Below are 20,253 nucleotides of genomic sequence, written 5' to 3'. Positions count from 1 at the left end.
CGGGATCTTGCGGTTGGTCAGTCACGGGGGTGATTCTCTCGGAGCAAGATGAACAAAAGGTGTCGCAGTTCGCCGGACGTTCGCCGCAGGTTTGCGTCCTGTTTACCGGGTCACGGTACGAGGATGATCTTGCCCGTGGTGCGGCGCTGTTCCAGGTCGTCGTGCGCCCGGGCCGCGTGCGCAAGGTCATAGCGGCCACCGATCCGCACCTTAAGGCTGCCGTTGGCGGCTGCCGCGAAGATTTCGTCGGAGCGCCAGCGGCGTTCCTGGGCGTTGCGGAGGAAGTGGTTAATGGTCGGGCGGGTCAGGTACAGGGATCCGCCGGCATTAAGCCGTTGCGGGTCGAACGGCGGAACCGGTCCGGAGGCGGCGCCGAAGAGAACCAGCGTGCCGCGCACGCGGAGGGCGGCGAGGGAACCGTCGAAGGTGTCCTTTCCCACGCCGTCGAACACGGCATCCGCGCCGGTCCCGTCGGTCAGTTCGCGGACTTTGGCGGAGAAACCGTCGTAGCGGATGACATGGTCGGCTCCGGCTTCGCGGGCCAGCTTCGCCTTGTCGTCGGTGGAGACGGTGGTGATGACCCTGACGCCCTTCGCCTTGAGCAGCTGGATGGCCAGCAGGCCAACGCCGCCGGCGCCGGCGTGGAGCAGGACTGTGTGGCCGGGTTCCACCCGGAACGAGGAGTTGATCAGGTAGTGCGCGGTAATCCCTTGAAGGGGAAGGGCGGCTGCCGTGAAATCGTCCACGCCGCGGGGCACGGGAAGGGCCTTGTCCTCGTCCACCAGGATGTAGCCGGCGTAGCAGTTGGTTCCTTCAGCGGTGGCCACCCGGTCGCCGGGGGAGTAGAGCGACACACCGTCGCCGACCTCCTCCACCGTGCCTGCGGCTTCGGAGCCCGGGGTGAAGGGGTACTGGACTTTGTACGTACCGCTGCGCTTGTATGTGTCGATGAAGTTCACGCCTGTGGCGGACACCTTGACCAGGAGCTGGCCCCGGCCAGGTACCGGACGCTGCACTTCGGTGAGCTCCAGGACGTCCGGCCCGCCGGCCTGGCGGGCGACGATTGCGTGCATCATGTGTCTCCTTCCCTGGGCTGGGATTTCCAGGCCCGGATACAGGACCCATCCTAGGGACACGTCCGCCAACGACGAAGTGACGGCCGGTAACCGGCCGTCACTTCGGGGTGATTGGGGATGTGGGTGCTAGCCAGGGACGTGCCTGGTAAGGGAGTCGCGCCTAGTAGCGGCGGGTAACCGTGGCCATGGGGCATTCGAAGTGCCGCCCGGCGGAGAGGCCCACGTCGTTGAGGTAGCGGACGATGATGCCATAGGACTGCAGCAGGGTGGTTTCCGTGTAGGGGACCTGGTGCTTGGCGCAGAACTCGCGGACGATCACGGCGGCCTTGTCCAGCTGCGGGCGGGCCATGTCCGGGAAGAGGTGGTGTTCGGCCTGGCGGTTCAGGCCGCCCATCAGGATGTCCATGAAACGGCCGCCGGAGATGTTCCGGGAGGTCAGGACCTGGCGGCTGAAGAAGTCCACGCGGCTGTCGGCGGGCAGGACCGGCATGCCCTTGTGGTTCGGTGCGAAGGAAGCGCCCATGTAGAAACCGAAGACGGCGAGCTGGACGCCGATGAACGCCAGTGCCATACCCCACGGCAGGAACGTGAAGGTGAGGACCGGCAACAGGCTCAGGCGGGCCAGGAGGATCGGGAGTTCAACCCAGCGGTGCGTGACCTTTGCGCGGCGGAAGACGAACTTGACCGAATCGATCTGCAGGCCGAGCCCCACCAGGAACAGCAGCGGGAAGAAAAACCAGCCCTGCTTCCGGGTCAGGAAGGCGAACCGGCCCTGCCGGTCGGCAACCGCCTCGGTGTGGAACGCGATGGGCCCGGGCGCGATGTCAGGATCCTTGGAAATGACGTTCGGGTGGTTGTGGTGGGCGCCGTGCTTCTGCTCCCACCAGGAGTAGCTCATGCCGGCGACGGACGTGGCCAGCAGCCGGGCGGCCCAGTCGTTGGCGCGCCGTGAGGCGAAGATCTGCCGGTGTCCGGCTTCGTGGGCCAGGAAGCTCAACTGGGTGCAGATGACGCCCAGCGCAGCGGCGATGAGAAGCTGGAACCAGCTGTCACCGATGAGCGCGAAGCCGAACCAGGTTGCGGTCATCAGGAGCACCAGGACGGAGAAGACCGTGACGTAGAAACCGACCCGGCGTTCGAGCAGGCCCGCAGCCTTCACGGTCTTGAGGAGCTCGGAATAGCTCAGGACGACGGCGTTGGGTTGCCGGACACGCGACTGGGGGCGCTCCGCAGTAGTGGTGGGGGTCATGGACTTGGAGCCTCGTAACTGTTACGGGCAACGCTGCAGCCGACATTCGGACCGCACGGTCAGGATCACCCTTCTCCAAGCATACGCCGACGCTCGCAATGCGGCCGGGCAACGGGCACGCAGGAGTTTATGCATAAATATCGGGTTCTATGCATAGTCTTGCTGTATAGTCGTTTCCATGACTATTTCTGTTGCCGTTTCCGGTGCCAGCGGTTACGCCGGCGGTGAGGTGCTTCGCCTTCTGGCCGGGCACCCCGACGTCACTATCGGCGCCATCACAGCACACAGCAACGCCGGTTCCAGACTAGGCGAATTGCAGCCGCATCTCCATGGTTTGGCCAGCCGCATCCTTGAAGACACCACGGTGGAAAACCTTTCCGGCCACGACGTGGTGTTCCTGGCGCTCCCGCATGGAGCGTCCGCGGAGATCGCGGCGCAGTTGCCCGACGGCACGGTGGTGATCGACGCCGGTGCCGACCACCGCCTCGAAGACCCCGCCGCCTGGGAAAAGTTCTACGGGTCCGCACACGCCGGAACCTGGCCCTACGGGCTCCCTGAACTGCCCGGACAGCGGGAAAAGCTGAAGGGCGCCAAGCGGATCGCAGTACCGGGCTGCTACCCGACGTCGTCCCTGCTGGCCCTGACGCCCGGGTTCGCCGGAAAACTCCTCCAGCCCGACGACGTCGTGATTGTCTCTGCCTCAGGCACCTCGGGTGCCGGGAAAGCCGCAAAGGTGAACCTCATCGGCTCCGAAGTCATGGGGTCGATGAGCCCCTACGGCGTCGGCGGCGGCCACCGGCACACGCCGGAGATCGAGCAGGGACTGGGGAACGCGGCGGGCGAACCGGTGACGGTGTCCTTCACCCCCACCCTCGCCCCGATGAGCCGGGGCATCCTCACCACGGCGACGGCCCGGGTGAAGCCCGGCGTCACGGCAGCAGAGCTGCGCACTGCCTGGGAAGAAGCGTACGACGACGAGCCGTTCGTCCACCTGCTCCCTGAGGGCCAGTGGCCCGCCACCAAATCCGTGCAGGGCTCCAACCATGCCGTGATGCAGCTGGCCTTCGATGCGCACACCGGCCGCGTCATCGTCACCTGCGCCATCGACAACCTGACCAAGGGGACGGCCGGCGGCGCCGTGCAGTCCATGAACATTGCCCTTGGCCTGGCGGAAACCGCCGGCCTCAACCTGCAGGGAGTTGCCCCGTGACCGTTACCGCCCCCAAGGGCTTCCGCGCCGCCGGCGTCAAAGCCGGCCTGAAGGCGTCCGGGAACCCCGACCTTGCCCTGGTAGTCAACGACGGCCCCTCTAAGGCGGCAGCCGCGGTGTTCACGTCGAACCGGGTGGCGGCGGCCCCCGTGCACTGGTCCCGCGAGGTGGTGAAGGACGGCCGGGTGGACGCCGTGATCCTCAACTCCGGCGGCGCCAACGCCTGCACCGGCCCGCAGGGCTTCCAGAACACGCACACCACCGCCGAAAAGACCGCCGAAGCGCTGGGCGTCTCAGCCACCGACATCTTCGTCTGCTCCACCGGCCTGATCGGCGAGCAGCTGCCCATGGACAAAATCATCCCGGGCATCGGCGCTGCCAAAGCCGCCCTCAGTGCCGACGGCGGGCCGGCGGCGGCCACGGCCATCATGACCACCGATTCCGTGTCCAAGGAAGCAGTGTTCACCGGGAAGGACGCCGAGGGCAACGAGTACACCATCGGCGGCATGGCCAAGGGCGCCGGCATGCTGGCACCCGGGCTGGCCACCATGTTGGTGGTTCTCACCACCGACGCGGACGTCCAGCCGGAAATGCTCGACGTCGTGCTCCGCGATGCCACCCGGGTCACCTTTGACCGGGCGGACTCGGACGGCTGCATGTCCACCAATGACACCGTGGTGCTGCTGGCCTCGGGCGCGTCGGGTGTTGTGCCGTCGGCAGGGGAGTTCGGTGCCGGGGTGACGCAGGTCTGCGCCGAGTTGGCCCGCAAGCTGATTGGTGACGCCGAGGGTGCCAGCCACGACATCGCCATCCGCACGTTCAATGCGGCCAGCGAGAAGGACGCGGAAATCGTGAGCAGGGCCGTGGCACGCTCCAACCTGTTCAAGGCCGCCATCTTCGGCAAGGACCCCAACTGGGGCCGGGTGCTTTCCGCCGTGGGCACCACCGATGCCGCGTTCGAGCCGGACCAGCTGAACGTTTCCATGAACGGCGTGCAGATCTGCCGGAACGGCAGCATCGGCGAGGACCGCAGCCTGGTGGACCTTGAGCCCCGCGAGGTCCTGGTGGAGATCGACCTGCAGGCCGGAGAGGCCGAAGCCACGATCTGGACCAACGACCTCACGCACGACTACGTCCACGAAAACAGCGCCTACTCAAGCTAGGTGAAGCACCCACTTCCCGGGGAGACAGCAGCATGAACACCCAGACACGCGAGACAACTACCATCGGCCCCGATACAACCAAAGCTGCCCAGGACAAGGCAGGCACCCTGATCGAGGCCCTGCCGTGGATCCAGCGCTTCGCAGGTTCCACCATGGTGATCAAGTACGGCGGCAACGCCATGGTCAACGACGACCTTCGCCGGGCGTTCGCAGAGGATGTCGTGTTCCTGCACCACGTCGGCATCCACCCCGTGGTGGTGCACGGCGGCGGTCCGCAGATCAACGCCATGCTCAGCCGCCTCGGCATCGAGTCCGAGTTCAAGGGCGGGCTGCGCGTCACCACGCCTGAGGCAATGGACGTGGTCCGCATGGTGCTGACCGGCCAGGTGGGCCGCGAACTCGTGGGCCTGATCAATTCCCACGGCCCGTATGCCGTCGGCATGTCCGGAGAGGACGGCGGCCTGCTGCGCGCCGTCCGTACCGGGACGGTCGTGGATGGCCAGGAAGTGGATCTGGGCCTGGTCGGCGAGGTTGTGGGCGTCAATCCGGAGGGCATCGTGGACATCCTCGCGGCCGGCCGGATCCCGGTGATCTCGACCGTTGCCCCGGAAATTGCCGACGACGGCTCCACCACCGGGCAGGTGCTCAACGTCAACGCGGACACCGCGGCGGCCGCCGTCGCCTCCGCCCTGGGTGCCTCGAAGCTCGTCATCCTCACCGACGTCGAGGGCCTCTATGCGAACTGGCCGGACAAGTCATCGCTCATCTCGTCCCTGACGGCGTCGGAGCTCCGGGAGATGCTCCCGCGGCTTGAATCGGGCATGATCCCCAAGATGGCCGCCTGCCTCAAAGCCGTCGATGACGGAGTGGAGCGCGCGCACATCGTGGACGGCCGGCTGCCGCACTCCATGCTGCTGGAAACATTCACCACCGCGGGCATCGGCACGCAGGTGGTCCCGGACGAGGAAACGAACGCATGAGCCAGATCGAAAAGTCCCCGGTGGTTGAACTGGTGGAGACCCGCGGCCACACCACGGGAGCCGAGTGGCTGAGCCGCTACTCATCGTCCCTCATGGGTGTCTTCGGCACGCCGCAGCGGGTCCTGGTCCGCGGGGCCGGATGCCTGGTTTGGGACGCCGACGGCAAGGAGTATCTCGACCTGCTCGGCGGCATCGCCGTAAACGCCATGGGCCACGCCCACCCGTTCGTGACGTCGGTGATCTCCAGCCAGCTGGCCACGCTGGGCCACGTCTCCAACTTCTTCACCAGCCCCACGCAGATCGCGCTGGCCGAGAAGCTGCTTGAGCTCACCAAGGCGCCGGCAGGTTCCAAGGTGTTCTTCGCGAACTCCGGCACCGAGGCGGTGGAGGCCGCGTTCAAGCTGGCGCGCCGCAACTCCGGTGCGGATGCGCTGTCCGGACCCGGCAGCGATGTGAAACGGCGGACCAAGATCATCGCCCTTGAAGGCGCCTTCCACGGCCGCACGATGGGAGCACTGGCGCTGACCGCCAAGGCCGCCTACCGGGCGCCGTTCGAACCGCTTCCCGGCGGCGTGGTCCACATTCCGTTCGGCGACGTCGACGCCCTGCTGGATGCCATCGACGAAACCACTGCCGCCGTTTTCCTGGAGCCGATCCAAGGCGAAGCAGGCGTCCGGCCGCTGCCTGCCGGCTACCTGAAAGCAGCACGCGAGGCCACTACCAAGTCCGGCGCGCTGCTGATCCTCGACGAAGTCCAGACCGGCATCGGCCGCACCGGCAAGTGGCTGGCCAGCGAAGACGCCGGCGTGGTCCCGGACGCTGTGACCCTCGCCAAGGGCCTGGGCGGCGGCTTCCCGATCGGGGCGCTGGTCACCTTCGGCCCGGAAACCTCCTCACTCCTCACCGCAGGGCAGCACGGCACCACGTTCGGCGGGAACCCGGTGGCCACGGCCGCCGCCCTGGCAACACTGCACGCGATTGAAAGCCAGCGCGTCCTGGACAACGTCCGCACCGTGGGTGACCGCCTGCGCTCGAAGCTCGCCGACGTCGACGGCGTGACGGAAGTGCGCGGCGAAGGCCTCCTGATCGGCTTCGACCTGGACGCGGACATCGCACCCGGCGTCGTCATCGCAGGACTGGACGCGGGGTTCATCGTCAACAGCCCCGGTCCGCGCACCATCCGACTCGCCCCGCCGCTGATCCTCACCGCCGAACAGGCCGACAGCTTCATCCAGGCCCTGCCCACGCTCCTCCAGACCGCAAAGGACGCCGCCCAGTGACCAGCTCCGCGACCACCCGCCACTTCCTCAAGGACACCGACCTCACACCGGCAGAGCAGGCTGAGGTCCTGGACCTCGCCGTCCGCATGAAGGCTGCGCCGTACAGCGTCCAGCCGTTCGCCGCCGAGGGCAGCGGTCGTAAGACAGTGGCGGTCATCTTCGATAAGACGTCCACCCGGACCCGGGTCTCGTTCGCGACCGGCGTGGCCGACATGGGCGGAAACGCCCTTATCATCAACCCGGGTGAGGCACAGATCGGCCACAAGGAATCGGTGGAGGACACCGCCAAGGTGCTGGAGCGCATGGTCTCCACCATCGTCTGGCGCACCGGTGCCCACTCCGGCCTGGTGGCCATGGCGGAAAACTCCAAAGTCCCGGTCATCAACGCCCTGTGCGACGACTACCACCCCTGCCAGCTCCTGGCCGACCTGCTGGCCGTCAAGGAGCACAAGGGCGAGCTCAAGGGCCTCACCATGAGCTATCTTGGCGACTCCGCCAACAACATGGCGAACTCGTACCTGCTCGCCGGCGTGACCGCCGGCATGCACGTGCGCATCGCCGGTCCGGACGGCTACCTGCCGGCTGCGGACATCGTTGCCGCCGCCGAGGAGCGGGCCGCCGAGACAGGCGGTTCGGTGCTGATCACCACGGACGCCGCGGAAGCCCTCAAGGGGGCCGACGTCGTCGCCACCGACACCTGGGTGTCCATGGGCCAGGAGGCTGAAAAGGAAGCCCGGCTCCGGCTGTTCCGCGACTATTCCGTGGACGAGGCGGCGATGCAGCTCGCGGCGCCGGACGCCGTCGTGCTTCACTGCCTGCCGGCGTACCGGGGCTATGAGATCTCCGCGGGTGTCATCGACGGCCCGCAGTCGATTGTCTGGGACGAGGCTGAAAACCGCCTGCACGCGCAGAAAGCGCTGATGGCCTGGCTCATGCACCGGTCCGGACTGGCCTTCGTTGACGGACTCTCTCCCGTTGAGGGCACCGGGGAGAGCACGTTCTAGTGTCCACCAACCCGTCGGTGCCGGGCGCGAGCCCGGCCACCAAAACGGCCAGGCTGGCGCGGATCACCGCGATCCTGACCGGTGAGTCCGTCCGGTCGCAGGCGGAGCTGGCCGCCCTGCTGGCGGACGACGGCGTCCAGGTCACCCAGGCCACGCTGTCCCGCGACCTCGTGGAACTCGGCGCCGTCCGGGTCCGCGGCAAGGACGGCGTGCTCGTCTACGCGGTACCGGGGGAGGGCGGTGAACGTGCAGCCAAGGCCGGCGTCACCCAGGAGATCCTGGACGCCCGGCTTGCCCGCCTGTGCGGGGAGCTGCTCGTAACCGCGGAAGCGTCGGCGAACATCGTGGTGCTGAGGACGCCGCCGGGGGCCGCGAACTTCCTGGCGCTGGCCATCGACCATTCGGTCATGCCGTCCATCCTGGGGACCATCGCCGGGGACGACACCGTGCTGCTGGTCACCCGCGACCCGCTGGGCGGTGCGGACGTGGCCGCCCGCTTCCTGCACTTCGCCGAAGAAGCGGGCCAATAAGCTTGAAGACAACCAAGAACCAAACAACTAAGGAGCATTTGAAGTGACTGAGCGTATTGTGCTGGCCTACTCCGGTGGCCTGGATACTTCCGTAGCGATCGGCTGGATCGGTGAAGCCACCGGTGCCGAGGTCATCGCCGTGGCCGTCGACGTCGGACAGGGCGGCGAGTCGCTGGAGACCATCCGCCAGCGCGCCCTGGGCTGCGGTGCCGTCGAAGCCTACGTGGCCGACGCCAGCGACGAGTTCGCCAATGAGTACTGCATGCCCACGCTGAAGGCCAACGCCCTCTACCAGGGCCACTACCCGCTGGTTTCCGCGATCTCCCGCCCGGTGATCGTCAAGCACCTGGTCAAGGCCGCCCGCGAATTCGGCGCCACCACCGTGGCCCACGGCTGCACGGGCAAGGGCAACGACCAGGTCCGCTTCGAGGTGGGCATCCAGACCCTCGGCCCGGACCTGAAGTGCATCGCCCCGGTCCGCGACCTCGCCCTGACCCGCGACAAGGCCATCGCCTTCGCCGAGGAAAAGGGACTGCCGATCGAGACCACCAAGAAGAACCCGTACTCGATCGACCAGAACGTCTGGGGTCGCGCCGTCGAAACCGGCTACCTCGAAGACATCTGGAACGCCCCCACCAAGGACATCTACGACTACACGGCCACCCCGGAGTTCCCGCCGGCGCCCGATGAAGTCACCATCTCCTTCAAAGCCGGCGTTCCGGTAGCGATCGACGGCGTCAAGGTCACCCCGCTGCAGGCCATCAAGGAACTCAACCGCCGCGCCGGCGCCCAGGGCGTCGGCCGGATCGACGTCGTCGAGGACCGCCTCGTCGGCATCAAGTCCCGCGAAATCTACGAAGCTCCCGGTGCCATGGCTCTGATCACCGCGCACAAGCACCTCGAGGACATCACCATCGAGCGCGAGCAGGCCCGCTTCAAGGCAACGGTCGGCCAGCGCTGGTCCGAGCTGGTGTACGACGGCCAGTGGTTCTCCCCGCTCAAGCGCTCCCTGGACGCCTTCATCGAGGACACCCAGAAGTACGTCTCCGGCGACATCCGCATGGTGCTGCACGGCGGCCAGGCGATCGTCAACGGACGCCGCTCCGAGACCTCGCTGTACGACTTCGACCTCGCCACCTACGACACCGGCGACACCTTCGACCAGTCGATGGCCCGCGGCTTCATCGAGCTGTGGGGCATGTCCGCCAAGGTGGCGTCCGGCCGCGACATCCGCGTCGCAGGAAAGTAGCCCCTGTGGCTGAGCAAAAGTCCGAAGCCACCAACACGGGTGCGCTGTGGGGCGGCCGGTTCGCCGGCGGCCCCGCCGACGCCCTCGCAGCCCTGAGCAAGTCCACGCACTTTGACTGGCGGCTGGCCCGCTACGACATCGCCGGATCCAAGGCGCACGCCCGCGTGCTGCACAAGTCCGGGCTGCTGGACGATGCCGAACTTGAAGGCATGCTTGCTGCGCTGTCCCGCCTGGATGACGACGTCGCCTCCGGCGCGTACCTGCCCGCGGAGTCCGATGAGGACGTCCACGGCTCGCTGGAACGCGGCCTGATCGAGCGTGCCGGCACCCAGCTGGGCGGGAAGCTCCGCGCCGGCCGGTCCCGCAACGACCAAGTGGCCACGCTGGGACGGATGTTCCTGCGCGACCATGCGCGGATCATCGCCCGCGGCGTGCTGGCAACCATTGAGGCACTGGTGGACCAGGCCAAGGCACACCAGGGCGTGGCCATGCCGGGCCGCACCCACCTCCAGCATGCGCAGCCGGTGCTGCTCAGCCACCACCTGCTGGCCCACGCCTGGGCGCTGCTGCGCGATGTGCAGCGGCTGCAGGACTGGGACAAGCGCGCAGGCGTTTCGCCCTACGGTTCCGGTGCCCTCGCGGGCTCCTCGCTGGGCCTGGACCCGGAAGCCGTGGCAGCCGACCTGGGCTTCTTCTCGGCGACACACAACTCGATCGACGGCACCGCCTCGCGCGATGTCTTCGCCGAGTTCGCGTGGGTCTGCGCCATGATCGGCGTGGACCTGTCCAGGGTTTCGGAGGAAGTCATCCTGTGGGCCACGAAGGAGTTCTCCTTTGTCACCCTGCACGATTCCTACTCCACCGGTTCCTCGATCATGCCGCAGAAGAAGAACCCGGATGTCGCCGAGCTGGCCCGCGGCAAGGCGGGACGCCTGATCGGCAACCTGACCGGGCTGCTCGCCACGCTCAAGGGCCTGCCGCTCGCGTACAACCGCGACCTGCAGGAGGACAAGGAACCGGTTTTTGACGCCGCCGACACCCTGGAGCTCCTGCTCCCGGCCGTCTCCGGCATGATCGCGACGCTGAAGTTCAACACTGAACGGATGGAGTCGCTGGCACCGCAGGGCTTCGCGCTGGCCACGGACATTGCCGAATGGCTGGTCCGCCAGGGTGTGCCGTTCCGCGAAGCCCACGAGCTCTCCGGTGCCGCGGTGAAGCAGGCCGAAAGCCGCGACGTCGAACTCTGGGACCTCACGGACCAGGAATACGCCGCGATCTCGGAGCACCTGACGCCGGAAGTCCGCACGGTCCTGTCCACTGAGGGTTCGCTCAACAGCCGCAACTCCCAGGGCGGCACGGCGCCGGCCGCCGTCGAGCGCCAACTGCTCGCGCTGGAAGCCGAGCTTGCAGGCGTGCGGGAGTACGCCGGGTAGCGGGCCGACGCTCTCTCACTTGTTGCAGCCTTCGGGCCGACGCTCTCTCACTTTCCGCAAGAAAGTGAGAGAGCGTCGCCGATTTTCATGCAACAACTGAGAGAGCGTTCTGCGTTTATGGTGGGAGGATGAGCGAATCCTTCCGCCGGTACCTCCGTGGCCTGCCGGACTTCCCCGACGACCTGCCGGATTTTGACCCGGCGGCTGCGCCGGCGGACCCGGCTGAGCTGTTCCGGCAATGGCTGGCGGAGGCGCTGGCCGCGGGGGAGCCCCAGCCGCACGCCTGCAGCCTGGCCACCGTGGGTGCCAATGCCCAGCCGTCGTCCCGGATGCTGATCCTGAAGGACATCGACGACGACGGCGGCTGGCAGATCGCAACGTCCCGCACCTCGCGCAAGGGTCAGGAGCTGGCTGCGAACCCGAGGGCGGCCCTTAATTTCTACTGGCCCCTGCTGGGCCGGCAGGTCCGCGTGGCCGGGGGAGTCCTTGAATTGTCCGCCGATGCTTCGGCCGCGGACTGGGACGCCCGGCCCGGAGCCGACGGCGGCACCAACCCGGACTGGCAGCTGTACGCCGTCCGGCCGCTGGAGATCGAGTTCTGGCAGGCCCGCCACGACCGCCGCCACATCCGGCACCGCTACGGTGGCGGTCCGCCGGGTGACGTTCTGGACAGTCCCGGCTCTGGCAGCGGCCTGCGTTAAGGACGATTAACCGTCCGCTACGATGGCGGGTATGACCGCAATCACACCGGAAGCGCTGCTCGCCGAACTCCATAAAGCTGCCGACGTCGTTGCCTCCCAGGCCGGCAAACTCGCCGAAGATGATGTCAAGGCACCGTCATTACTGCCGGGCTGGACGCGGGGGCACGTCCTCGCGCACCTGGCCGGCATTTCGAACGCCATGGCCCGGCAACTTGAATTCGCAGGCCGCGGAGAGACCGTGGAACTGTATGACGGCGGCCAGGAGGGCCGCACCAAGGCCATCGACATGGCCGCCGGCCACACCTTGGCGCAGCACAGGGCGGATCTGGACGCCGCGCTTGCACGCGCCCTGCGGGCCTTCGATAGCCTGGACGCCGGCTCCTGGCAGGTGCCCATTTCCTACCGCGGCGGAGTGGTGCTGGACGGCGGGTTTGCCCTGTGGCGGGAACTGCTGATCCATGCGACTGACCTCGGCACCGGCCGCGGTCCGGAAACCTGGAGCAGGCCCTTCTGTGAGCACCTGTTCGATTTCCTGGCTGCCCGCGTGCCGGAAGGGCAGCGGTTTGTGCTGCAGCCCCTCGGACTTCCGCCGGTGACCATCGGCGCCGGCAACCGGTCCACCGTCATCAACGGCATGCTGACGGACATCGCGGCCTGGCTCGCGGGGCGTGAACCCTCGTTGGGCAGCCTGCGTGCGTCCGCTGCTGCGGACGGTGTGGATCTCCCCGAGCTCCTGCCCTGGCCCTCGGGCGTACCGATCACCAAATAGGGCTGCCGGCCCGCCGTCATCAGCATTTCCCTGGTCAACGCTGTTCGCGGCCCAGCAGGCTCTCCTTGATGGCGAGGCCCCACCTGAATCCGCCCAGCGTGCCGTCCGTCCGCACCACGCGGTGGCACGGCACGAACAGTGCTGCGGCGTTGAAGGCGCAGGCACTCGCCGCGGCGCGGACGGCCTTCGGGTTCCCGGAGAGCTCCGCGTACTCGGTGTAGGTGACCGGCCGCCCGGGGTTCACCGTCCGGAGGACATCCCAGGCATGGCTGCGGAAAGGCCCCGATTTCTGCAGGACCCGTACACGCATGGCGGGCTCCGGATCGCCCGCGTAGAACGCAACAACGGCGTCGGAGATTTCGCCCAGTTCCTGGACCGGGACGAATTCATCCGGCAGCAGTTCGGGATGGATCTGTCCGGTGAGCTCCGCAGCGTGCGCAGTCCAGCCGGATGCCAGCACGGCACCGTCGCGGGCAATGATGGTGAACGGACCGTCCGGTGTGGACATGGTCAGTAGTTGGGCTTTCATGGCTTTCGCTTTCTGGTTAGGTCGCCTGAGTTAAAACTGTTGGGTTAAATCGCCGGATCATGCGGCAGGGAAGGTGCCTGCCGTTTCGCCGTGGGCCTGGGGTGCGTGGCGGCCGCACGCCAGAGGTGCATCGTGGCATAGGAACGCCAGGGGCTCACTTCGGAGAAGTCCGGTGTGTGCCGTGGAAGCCAGCCGCCTGTCTCTGCGTCAGCACTGCCGGCGGCGAGGGCGAGGATGCCGTTGCGCACCGCGGCGTCGTTGGCCAGGAACACGTCCGGCGCCCCGATCACGCGCATGGCCACGTACCCCGCGGTCCAGGGTCCCACCCCGGGCAGCGGCAGGAGTTTGGTGTGCAGTCCGGCGAAGTCGTCGCCGTAGCCGAAATCGAGGTCCCCGGCGGCCATCGCGCCGGCGGCGGCGCGGACGGAGTCGATCCGCCGCTGCGGACCACGCAGCAGGCTGTATCCCTCGTCGGCGATCTGGGCCGCAGTGGGGAAGAGCCGGTCTAGGCCGTCCGCCGGTACCCGGCTCCCGCTGCCGCAGGCCGACAGCTGGGTGAGGGCGGTCCGGGCGGCCGCGACGGTTATCTGCTGGCCTATCAAGGCACGGACCAGCAACTCCTGCGGATCCAGGGCCCCCGGCATCCGAATGCCCGGGACGGTGCGGACGGCCGGTGCCAGCCGCGGATCGGCCTCCAGCGCACTGTCGATGGCCACAGGGTCGGCGTCGAGGTCCAGCAGCCGCCGGACCCTGCTCAGCAAGGACGGCAGGTCCCGGAGGTCCACCGCACCGATGGTGAGGACAAGTGGCCGCCCCGGGGCGCCGGCGTCGTACTCCACGCTGAAGCGGGCATCCGCGTGGGGGAGCCGCAAGGCCCTCGCATAGGAGGTTGCGGTGCCGGCCTCGATCCCGGGAACGGACCGCACGGCCAGGAATTCGAAGATGCCAGGATCGAACGGCTCACGATAGGGAAGGTTCAGCGTCAGCGCCGTAGTCGCCGCCGGCGTCCGGTGGTGACGGGCGGTGCCGCGAACTGCAGTGCCGCGGAGCGCCGTCGGAGTCATGTCGAAGACTTCGCCGATGGTTTCGTTGAACTGGCGGACGCTGCTGAACCCGGCCGCGAAAGCCACGTCTGCGAGCTTCATCTGCGTGGACACCAGCAGCGTCCGGGCGGTCTGCGCCCTGCTGGCCCGTGCCAGCGACAGCGGACCGGCGCCCAGTTCGTGGCTGAGGATCCTGTTGAGCTGCCGCGAGGAGTAGCCGAGCCGCGACGCGAGTCCTTCCACTCCGTCGCGGTTGATCACCCCGTCATTGATGAGCCGCATGGCCCGGCCCGCGATGTCGGACCGGAGGTTCCAGGCAGGTGTCCCCGGGACAGCCTCCGGCAGGCAGCGCTTGCAGGCGCGGTACCCGGCGTCGTGGGCCGCGGCGGAGGTTTCATAGAACGTGACGTTCTCCGCTTTAGGGGTCCGGGCAGGACATGAAGGCCGGCAATAAATCCCCGTGGTCCGGACAGCGGTGTAGAACTGCCCGTCGAACCGGGTGTCGCGGGCATCGATCGCCCGGTAGCGCTGCCAGAAGTCCATGGCTCCATCCTGTCAGCTCGGCGCACCCGGAGCTAGCGGAAATCGGACACGGGCGTGGGGCCCCCTTGGCAGCGGCTCTTTGTTAAAGTCGATGCATGAGCTCCAGCCCGCCGCGCACCGGACGCGAACACGCCGTGCGGCAGGTGCTGTCCGGGGACGCCCGGCACGTGGCGCCCCTGATGCTTGGGGCTGTGCTCACGTATGACAGCCCGGAGGGGGCGGTTTCGGTGCGCATCACCGAAGTGGAGGCCTATCTTGGCCCGCACGACTCCCAGCACCCGGACCCGGGTTCGCACACCTTCCGCGGACAAACGGGGCGCAACAAACCCATGTTCGGACCCGCCGGGCACTTGTACGTCTACTTCACCTACGGGATGCACTACTGCGCCAACATTGTCTGCGGACCGCCCGGAACAGCCTCTGCCCTGCTCCTGCGCGGCGGCGAAATCGTGGGGGGCGAGGAACTGGCACGCACCAGGCGCCCGACGTCGAAATCCGCCAAGGACCTGGCCAGCGGGCCTGCCCGGCTCGCCACGGCGCTGGGATTGACGACGGCGGACAGCGGGCGGGACGCCCTCGACGACCCGTTCAGGCTGGAACTGCCGGTGGCACGCGCACGGGACATCAGCACCGGTCCGCGCGTGGGGGTCTCGGGGGCGGGCGGCAGCCATGCCTATCCATGGCGGTACTGGCTCACCGGCGATCCCACGGTCTCGCGCTATAAGGCCGCGAAGGCCCGCCCGGATCGTGAAGAATAGCCGCCACCGGCATAGGGTAGATGCGTGAATCAAAGCGAGCCCGGCCAAGCCAGAAGAAGCGTTCCAGTGGACCAGCTGATCAACAGCCTCTGCGCCACGGTGCCGGACTACCCCAAACCCGGAATCATCTTCAAGGACCTGACGCCCGTCTTTGCCAACGGCGCAGCGCTCCGCGCTGTTGTGGACGCACTCGTGGAGCCGTTCAAAGGGCAGTTCGACGCCGTAGCCGGGGTGGAGGCCCGCGGCTTCCTGCTGGCCGCCGCTGCCGCCTACGCCACGAACACGGGTGTGATCACCGTGCGCAAAGCCGGAAAACTCCCCCGGAAGGTGGTCGCGGAGGATTATGCGCTGGAGTACGGCACTGCGACCCTCGAGCTGCACACCACGGACCTGCCGGCCGGAAGCCGGGTGCTGATCCTCGACGACGTCCTTGCCACGGGCGGCACGCTCGGCGCCGCCGCACGCCTGTTTGAGCGCTGCGGAGTGCATGTTTCGGGAGTGGGCGTGGTCATGGAACTGGGTGAGCTGCGCGGCCGATCCGCCCTGAGCGGCCATCGCGTCCGCTCGCTCATCCGGACCTAGCGTGCGTTCATCAAAATGGTTGTAGAATGGACGGTCTGTCTTTTGCGATAGGGGAAAGTCTCGATGCTCGACGCTGATTTGGCCCATGAACGGGACTATGTTGCCGGACTGTATGCCCGCCTTGATGAGCTGCGCGAGGAAAAGCGCACTCAACTTGCCCAGGTCCGCCGTGCCGGTGCCGTGGGAACCATGCAAAATGTTTCCGAACGGGATGCCTTCGCGGCCCTCTATGAGGACCGCCTTGCCCAGCTGGACGCTGTGGATGACCGGCTGGTCTTCGGCCGCCTCGACCTGGATTCGGGGGAGGCCCAGTACATCGGCCGCATCGGCCTGACCACTGACGACCTCCAGCGGCTCATGGTCGACTGGCGCGCGCCCGAAGCCGGGCACTTCTACCAGGCCACAGCCTTCGACCGCCAGGGCGTCCGCCGCCGCCGGCACCTGATCCTGCAGGGCCGCGAGGTCAAGGCCATTGAAGACGACGTCCTCGACGCCGGCATGCTGGCCGACAATGAATCGCTGCAGGGGGAGGGCGCGCTGCTGGCCGCCCTCAACTCCAAGCGCACCGGACGCATGTCGGACATCGTCGGCACCATCCAGTCGGAGCAGGACAGGATCATCCGCTCCTCCATCTCCGGAGCCGTCGTCGTCCAGGGCGGACCCGGAACAGGCAAAACGGCCGTTGCGCTGCACCGCGCCGCGTACCTCCTCTATACGCACCGCGACCGGCTCAAGACCGCCGGCGTGCTCCTGGTGGGGCCCTCGTCCTCATTCATGAAGTACATCGAGCGCGTCCTGCCGTCACTCGGCGAAACGGGCGTGGTCATGGCGAGCGTGGGCCGGCTGATGCCCGGTATCAACGCCGTTCCCGAACAGGAAGCGGACGTCGCCGCCATCAAGGGCAGGCTGGATATGGCCGAGGTGGTTGCCAATGCTGTTTCCAACCGGCAGCGCATCCCGGCGGAGAACCGGATCCTCGAAGTGGACGGCCGCAAGCTGGTCCTGACACCCCGTCAGGTTCGCCGGGCCCGGGAAAAGGCCCGCGCCACCCACAAGCCCCACAACGAGGCACGCCTGACGTTTGTGAAAATCCTGCTCCGCGAACTGACCGAGCAGATGACCGAGCTCGTCGAGGCCGGCAGCATCGGCAACAACGCGGACCGTTCGTATCTGGCCGAGGACGTCCGCACTGCGCGCGATGTCCGGATCGCACTGAATCTCTGCTGGATGCCGATGACCCCGGAAAAGCTCATCTCCGAGCTGTTCGGCAAGCCTGCCATCCTGGAAGCCTGCACCCCCCACCTGTCCGGGGCTGAACGCGCGCTGCTGGCCCGCCCCATAGACAGTCCCTGGACCGAGGCCGACGTGCCGCTGCTGGACGAGGCTGCCGAGTTGCTGGGTGAGCTTGATCCCGCGGCCGGCCGCGGACTGGCCCAGCAGGAGCACGACCGCGCCCGGGACATCGCCAACGCCAAGCAGACCCTGGTGAACATGGAAACTGCCGGGGTGGACGTGCTGATGACGGCCGAGGAACTCGTCGACCAAAACCAGGAACGCGAAGCGCGGCTCACCGCGGCGGAACGGGCCACTAGCGACCGCACCTGGGCGTTCGGGCACATTGTTGTCGACGAGGCCCAGGAATTGTCGCCGATGCAGTGGCGCCTTTTGGTCCGCCGCTGCCCGCTGAAGTCGTTCACCATCGTCGGCGACATCGCCCAGACGAGTTCCGTGGCGGGTGCCAAGTCCTGGCAGAGCGCGCTGGAACCGATGTTCGGGGACCGCTGGCAGCTTGAGGAACTCACCGTCAACTACCGCACGCCATCGCAGATCGCTGAGGCGGCGGCCCGGATGGCCACGGCCGCCGGCCTGGTGATTTCTGCTCCCAAGGCAGTCCGTGAAGGCCGCTGGTCGCCGATCATTGACCGCGTGGACGACGGATCCGTGGTCAGCAGGCTTGTGGAGGTTCTTCCGGATGAGCTGGACGCGCTCGACGGCGGCCTGCTTGCGGTGATTGCCGACGGCGAGCTCCTGCCGCAAGCCGCCACGGCCCTGCGCGCCGCCTACGGCCGCCGTGTCGGCAGCGGTGCAGGCAGCTACGAGCAGGACATCGTCGTCATCAGCCCCCGGGAAGCCAAGGGCCTCGAGTTCGACGGCGTTGTGGTGCTGGAGCCTTCCATGATGCTCAACCAGGAGCACGGGCGGGTGGGCGACCTGTACGTTGCCATGACCCGGCCCACCCAGCGGCTGCGGCTCATCGCTGCCGCCCCGGTGCCCGCAGGCATCGAACGCTGATCCCCGGCTGCAGGAGGACCGGATCATCCCGGCCTCCTGCCGGCCGGCGGCGCTGTCACGCAGCGCTGGCGACCGGCCAATCCTGCTAACTTAGATCACGTGTCCCAACTAAATGATCTCGAGTCCCAGCAGAACGATCCGACCTTCGCCAACATCTGGCAGGAGCTCAACTGGCGCGGCCTGGTCCACGTGTCCACCGATGAAGTGGAACTGGAAAAGCTGCTCGCCGGGGACCCGATCACCTATTACTGCGGCTTCGACCCCACTGCGCCCAGCCTGCATCTGGGCAACCTCGTGCAGCTGCTCCTGATGCGCCGGCTCCAGCTGGCCGGGCACAAGCCACTGGGCCTGGTTGGCGGTTCGACCGGCCTGATCGGTGATCCGCGGCCGACGGCGGAACGCACCTTGAACACCAAGGACACCGTTTCCGAATGGGTCGGGTACCTTCAGGCACAGGTCCGCCGCTTCCTGAGCTTTGACGGCGAAAACGCCGCAAGGATGGTCAACAACCTGGACTGGACCGCTCCGTTGAGCGCCATCGATTTCCTGCGCGAGATCGGCAAGCATTTCCGCGTCGGCACCATGCTCCGCAAGGACGCCGTGGCCTCCCGCCTGAGTTCGGATGAGGGCATCAGCTACACCGAGTTCAGCTACCAGATCCTCCAGGGCATGGACTACCTCCAGCTCTACCGTGATTACGGCTGCGTCCTGGAGACCGGCGGGTCGGACCAGTGGGGCAATCTGACCAGCGGAACCGAACTCATCCGCAAGGTGGAAGGCAAGCACGTGCACGCGCTTGGCACACCGCTTATCACCAATTCGGACGGCACCAAGTTCGGCAAAAGCGAAGGCAATGCGATCTGGCTCGACCCGGAGATGTGCAGCCCGTACGCCTTCTACCAGTTCTGGCTCAACACTGCTGACGCAGATGTTGCGGCGAGGCTCAAGGTGTTCACGTTCCTGACCCGCGCCGAAATCGAAGCCTTGGAAGTTTCGATTGCCGAACGTCCCTTTGCAAGGGAAGGCCAGCGGAGGCTCGCATTCGAAGTGACCTCGCTGGTCCATGGCGTGGATGCCACGGAGAAGGTCATTGCGGCATCGGCGGCACTGTTCGGTGGCGGCGACCTTGCCGCACTGGACGAGCGCACCCTTGCGGCCGCGACCGCCGAACTGCCCTCGGCCCGCATTGATGCCGACGGCCTGGGCATCGTTGACCTGCTCGTCGCTTCCGGGCTTTCGGACAGCAAGTCTGCTGCACGCCGGACCGTCGGTGAAGGCGGCGCCTATGTCAACAACACTAAAGTGACCGATCCTGACGCCGTCATTCCGGACAGCGAACTCTTGCACGGACGCTACCTGCTGCTGCGCCGCGGTAAGAAGAACCTGGCAACCGTGGAAGTGTCGGCGTTCTAGGAACAGGGCTTCCTGGCAACCATACGCACGCTCCTTTCCGGCCGATTTGCGCGGCCGGGGAGGAGCGTGTAATGTTTTCTGAGTCGCCGCCGCTGAGTGGTGACAAACCCCCTACAAATGAGAAGCAATTCTTCATGCGCAAGGCGCAGAAATGAAAAGTTGCTTCACATTTTGCTGGGCGGATTCACTCCACCAAGTGAATTTCGGAAGAATAACCGGATTTGCAAAGTGGAAATGAATGAAATAAGCTAGAAATATCGCAGCGAAGAAATGATAACAAAGAATTCACTGGAATTCAAATGTTGTTTGAAAAGTATTCGCATGTGTCTGTTGTTTGAGAACTCAATAGTGTGCCAAGTTTGTTGATACCAATTGTTTTATTGATTGGTTGTTTTGGCCAGGTTTGTCCACCCCGTGGATGGGTCTGGTTTTTACAGCTGGTTTCAAAT

18 protein-coding genes are annotated in these 20,253 nt (G+C 66.7%); 14 read left to right on the top strand and 4 right to left on the bottom strand.

Annotation, left to right across the window (positions count from 1 at the left end; all coding sequences use genetic code 11):
• Nucleotides 1-110: 110 nt before the first annotated feature.
• Both RW112_RS20365 and RW112_RS20360 read right to left on the bottom strand, forming a co-directional pair.
• Nucleotides 111-1,076: a quinone oxidoreductase gene (locus RW112_RS20365; protein ID WP_317783504.1), complete on the bottom strand. Its 966-nt coding sequence runs from the start codon at nucleotides 1,074-1,076 to the stop codon at nucleotides 111-113.
• Between the two features lie 160 nt (nucleotides 1,077-1,236).
• On the bottom strand, nucleotides 1,237-2,325 hold the full coding sequence (locus RW112_RS20360; RefSeq protein ID WP_305940444.1) for a fatty acid desaturase family protein: 1,089 nt from the start codon (nucleotides 2,323-2,325) through the stop codon (nucleotides 1,237-1,239).
• Nucleotides 2,326-2,503: 178 nt separating this feature from the next.
• Here RW112_RS20360 and argC point away from each other — a divergent pair, with 178 nt between their 5' ends.
• From argC to RW112_RS20310, 10 genes are all read left to right on the top strand, one after another.
• Nucleotides 2,504-3,535, top strand: coding sequence for an N-acetyl-gamma-glutamyl-phosphate reductase (argC, locus tag RW112_RS20355; RefSeq protein WP_317783502.1), 1,032 nt, complete (start codon nucleotides 2,504-2,506; stop codon nucleotides 3,533-3,535).
• Nucleotides 3,532-4,698, top strand: coding sequence for a bifunctional glutamate N-acetyltransferase/amino-acid acetyltransferase ArgJ (gene argJ, locus RW112_RS20350; protein ID WP_317783500.1), 1,167 nt, complete (start codon nucleotides 3,532-3,534; stop codon nucleotides 4,696-4,698). Before argC ends, argJ begins: the two co-directional genes overlap by 4 nt.
• Nucleotides 4,699-4,730: 32 nt before the next feature.
• Nucleotides 4,731-5,678, top strand: a complete 948-nt coding sequence (gene argB / locus RW112_RS20345; protein WP_317783498.1) for an acetylglutamate kinase — start codon at nucleotides 4,731-4,733, stop codon at nucleotides 5,676-5,678.
• Nucleotides 5,675-6,958, top strand: a complete 1,284-nt coding sequence (locus tag RW112_RS20340) for an acetylornithine transaminase (protein ID WP_317783497.1) — start codon at nucleotides 5,675-5,677, stop codon at nucleotides 6,956-6,958. The genes argB and RW112_RS20340 overlap by 4 nt, the downstream gene beginning before the upstream one ends.
• Nucleotides 6,955-7,962: an ornithine carbamoyltransferase gene (argF, locus tag RW112_RS20335; RefSeq protein ID WP_317783496.1), complete on the top strand. Its 1,008-nt coding sequence runs from the start codon at nucleotides 6,955-6,957 to the stop codon at nucleotides 7,960-7,962. The genes RW112_RS20340 and argF overlap by 4 nt, the downstream gene beginning before the upstream one ends.
• On the top strand, nucleotides 7,962-8,492 hold the full coding sequence (locus RW112_RS20330; RefSeq protein WP_305940450.1) for an arginine repressor: 531 nt from the start codon (nucleotides 7,962-7,964) through the stop codon (nucleotides 8,490-8,492). Before argF ends, RW112_RS20330 begins: the two co-directional genes overlap by 1 nt.
• 43 nt (nucleotides 8,493-8,535) lie before the next feature.
• A complete protein-coding gene (locus RW112_RS20325) occupies nucleotides 8,536-9,741 on the top strand; it encodes an argininosuccinate synthase (RefSeq protein WP_317783495.1) in 1,206 nt (401 codons plus the stop codon).
• A 5-nt stretch (nucleotides 9,742-9,746) separates the two neighbouring features.
• Nucleotides 9,747-11,174, top strand: a complete 1,428-nt coding sequence (gene argH, locus RW112_RS20320) for an argininosuccinate lyase (RefSeq protein ID WP_317783494.1) — start codon at nucleotides 9,747-9,749, stop codon at nucleotides 11,172-11,174.
• A 128-nt stretch (nucleotides 11,175-11,302) separates the two neighbouring features.
• A complete protein-coding gene (locus tag RW112_RS20315; protein ID WP_317783493.1) occupies nucleotides 11,303-11,875 on the top strand; it encodes a pyridoxamine 5'-phosphate oxidase family protein in 573 nt (190 codons plus the stop codon).
• Between the two features lie 31 nt (nucleotides 11,876-11,906).
• Nucleotides 11,907-12,644, top strand: a complete 738-nt coding sequence (locus RW112_RS20310; protein WP_317783491.1) for a maleylpyruvate isomerase family mycothiol-dependent enzyme — start codon at nucleotides 11,907-11,909, stop codon at nucleotides 12,642-12,644.
• A gap of 34 nt (nucleotides 12,645-12,678) precedes the next feature.
• Here the strand turns inward: RW112_RS20310 and RW112_RS20305 are convergent, their stop codons facing one another.
• Together RW112_RS20305 and RW112_RS20300 are read right to left on the bottom strand one after the other, a co-directional pair.
• The gene (locus RW112_RS20305; protein ID WP_317783490.1) at nucleotides 12,679-13,173 is read right to left on the bottom strand and encodes a methylated-DNA--[protein]-cysteine S-methyltransferase; all 495 of its coding nucleotides are present in this window, start codon (nucleotides 13,171-13,173) and stop codon (nucleotides 12,679-12,681) included.
• A 44-nt stretch (nucleotides 13,174-13,217) separates the two neighbouring features.
• Nucleotides 13,218-14,759 (bottom strand): DNA-3-methyladenine glycosylase 2 family protein, encoded by a 1,542-nt coding sequence (locus RW112_RS20300; protein WP_317783489.1) that lies wholly within the window; start codon nucleotides 14,757-14,759, stop codon nucleotides 13,218-13,220.
• Nucleotides 14,760-14,854: 95 nt separating this feature from the next.
• Here RW112_RS20300 and RW112_RS20295 point away from each other — a divergent pair, with 95 nt between their 5' ends.
• The 4 genes from RW112_RS20295 to tyrS all read left to right on the top strand — a co-directional run bounded on the left by RW112_RS20295 (nucleotide 14,855) and on the right by tyrS (nucleotide 19,804).
• Complete coding sequence (locus tag RW112_RS20295) at nucleotides 14,855-15,517, top strand: DNA-3-methyladenine glycosylase (RefSeq protein ID WP_317783488.1); 663 nt, start codon at nucleotides 14,855-14,857, stop codon at nucleotides 15,515-15,517.
• A gap of 24 nt (nucleotides 15,518-15,541) precedes the next feature.
• Nucleotides 15,542-16,099 carry an adenine phosphoribosyltransferase gene (locus RW112_RS20290; RefSeq protein WP_305940458.1) on the top strand — a complete coding sequence of 186 codons (558 nt, stop codon included), beginning with the start codon at nucleotides 15,542-15,544 and terminating at the stop codon, nucleotides 16,097-16,099.
• A gap of 63 nt (nucleotides 16,100-16,162) precedes the next feature.
• Nucleotides 16,163-18,391, top strand: a complete 2,229-nt coding sequence (locus tag RW112_RS20285) for an AAA family ATPase (protein WP_317783487.1) — start codon at nucleotides 16,163-16,165, stop codon at nucleotides 18,389-18,391.
• A gap of 99 nt (nucleotides 18,392-18,490) precedes the next feature.
• Nucleotides 18,491-19,804, top strand: a complete 1,314-nt coding sequence (tyrS, locus tag RW112_RS20280) for a tyrosine--tRNA ligase (RefSeq protein WP_317783486.1) — start codon at nucleotides 18,491-18,493, stop codon at nucleotides 19,802-19,804.
• The last annotated feature ends 449 nt before the right edge of the window (nucleotides 19,805-20,253 follow it).

The sequence above is a fragment of the Arthrobacter sp. B10-11 genome (assembly GCF_033142195.1).
Classification (GTDB): Bacteria; Actinomycetota; Actinomycetes; order Actinomycetales; family Micrococcaceae; genus Arthrobacter; species Arthrobacter oryzae_C.
This window is presented reverse-complemented; position numbering and strand designations above follow the sequence as displayed.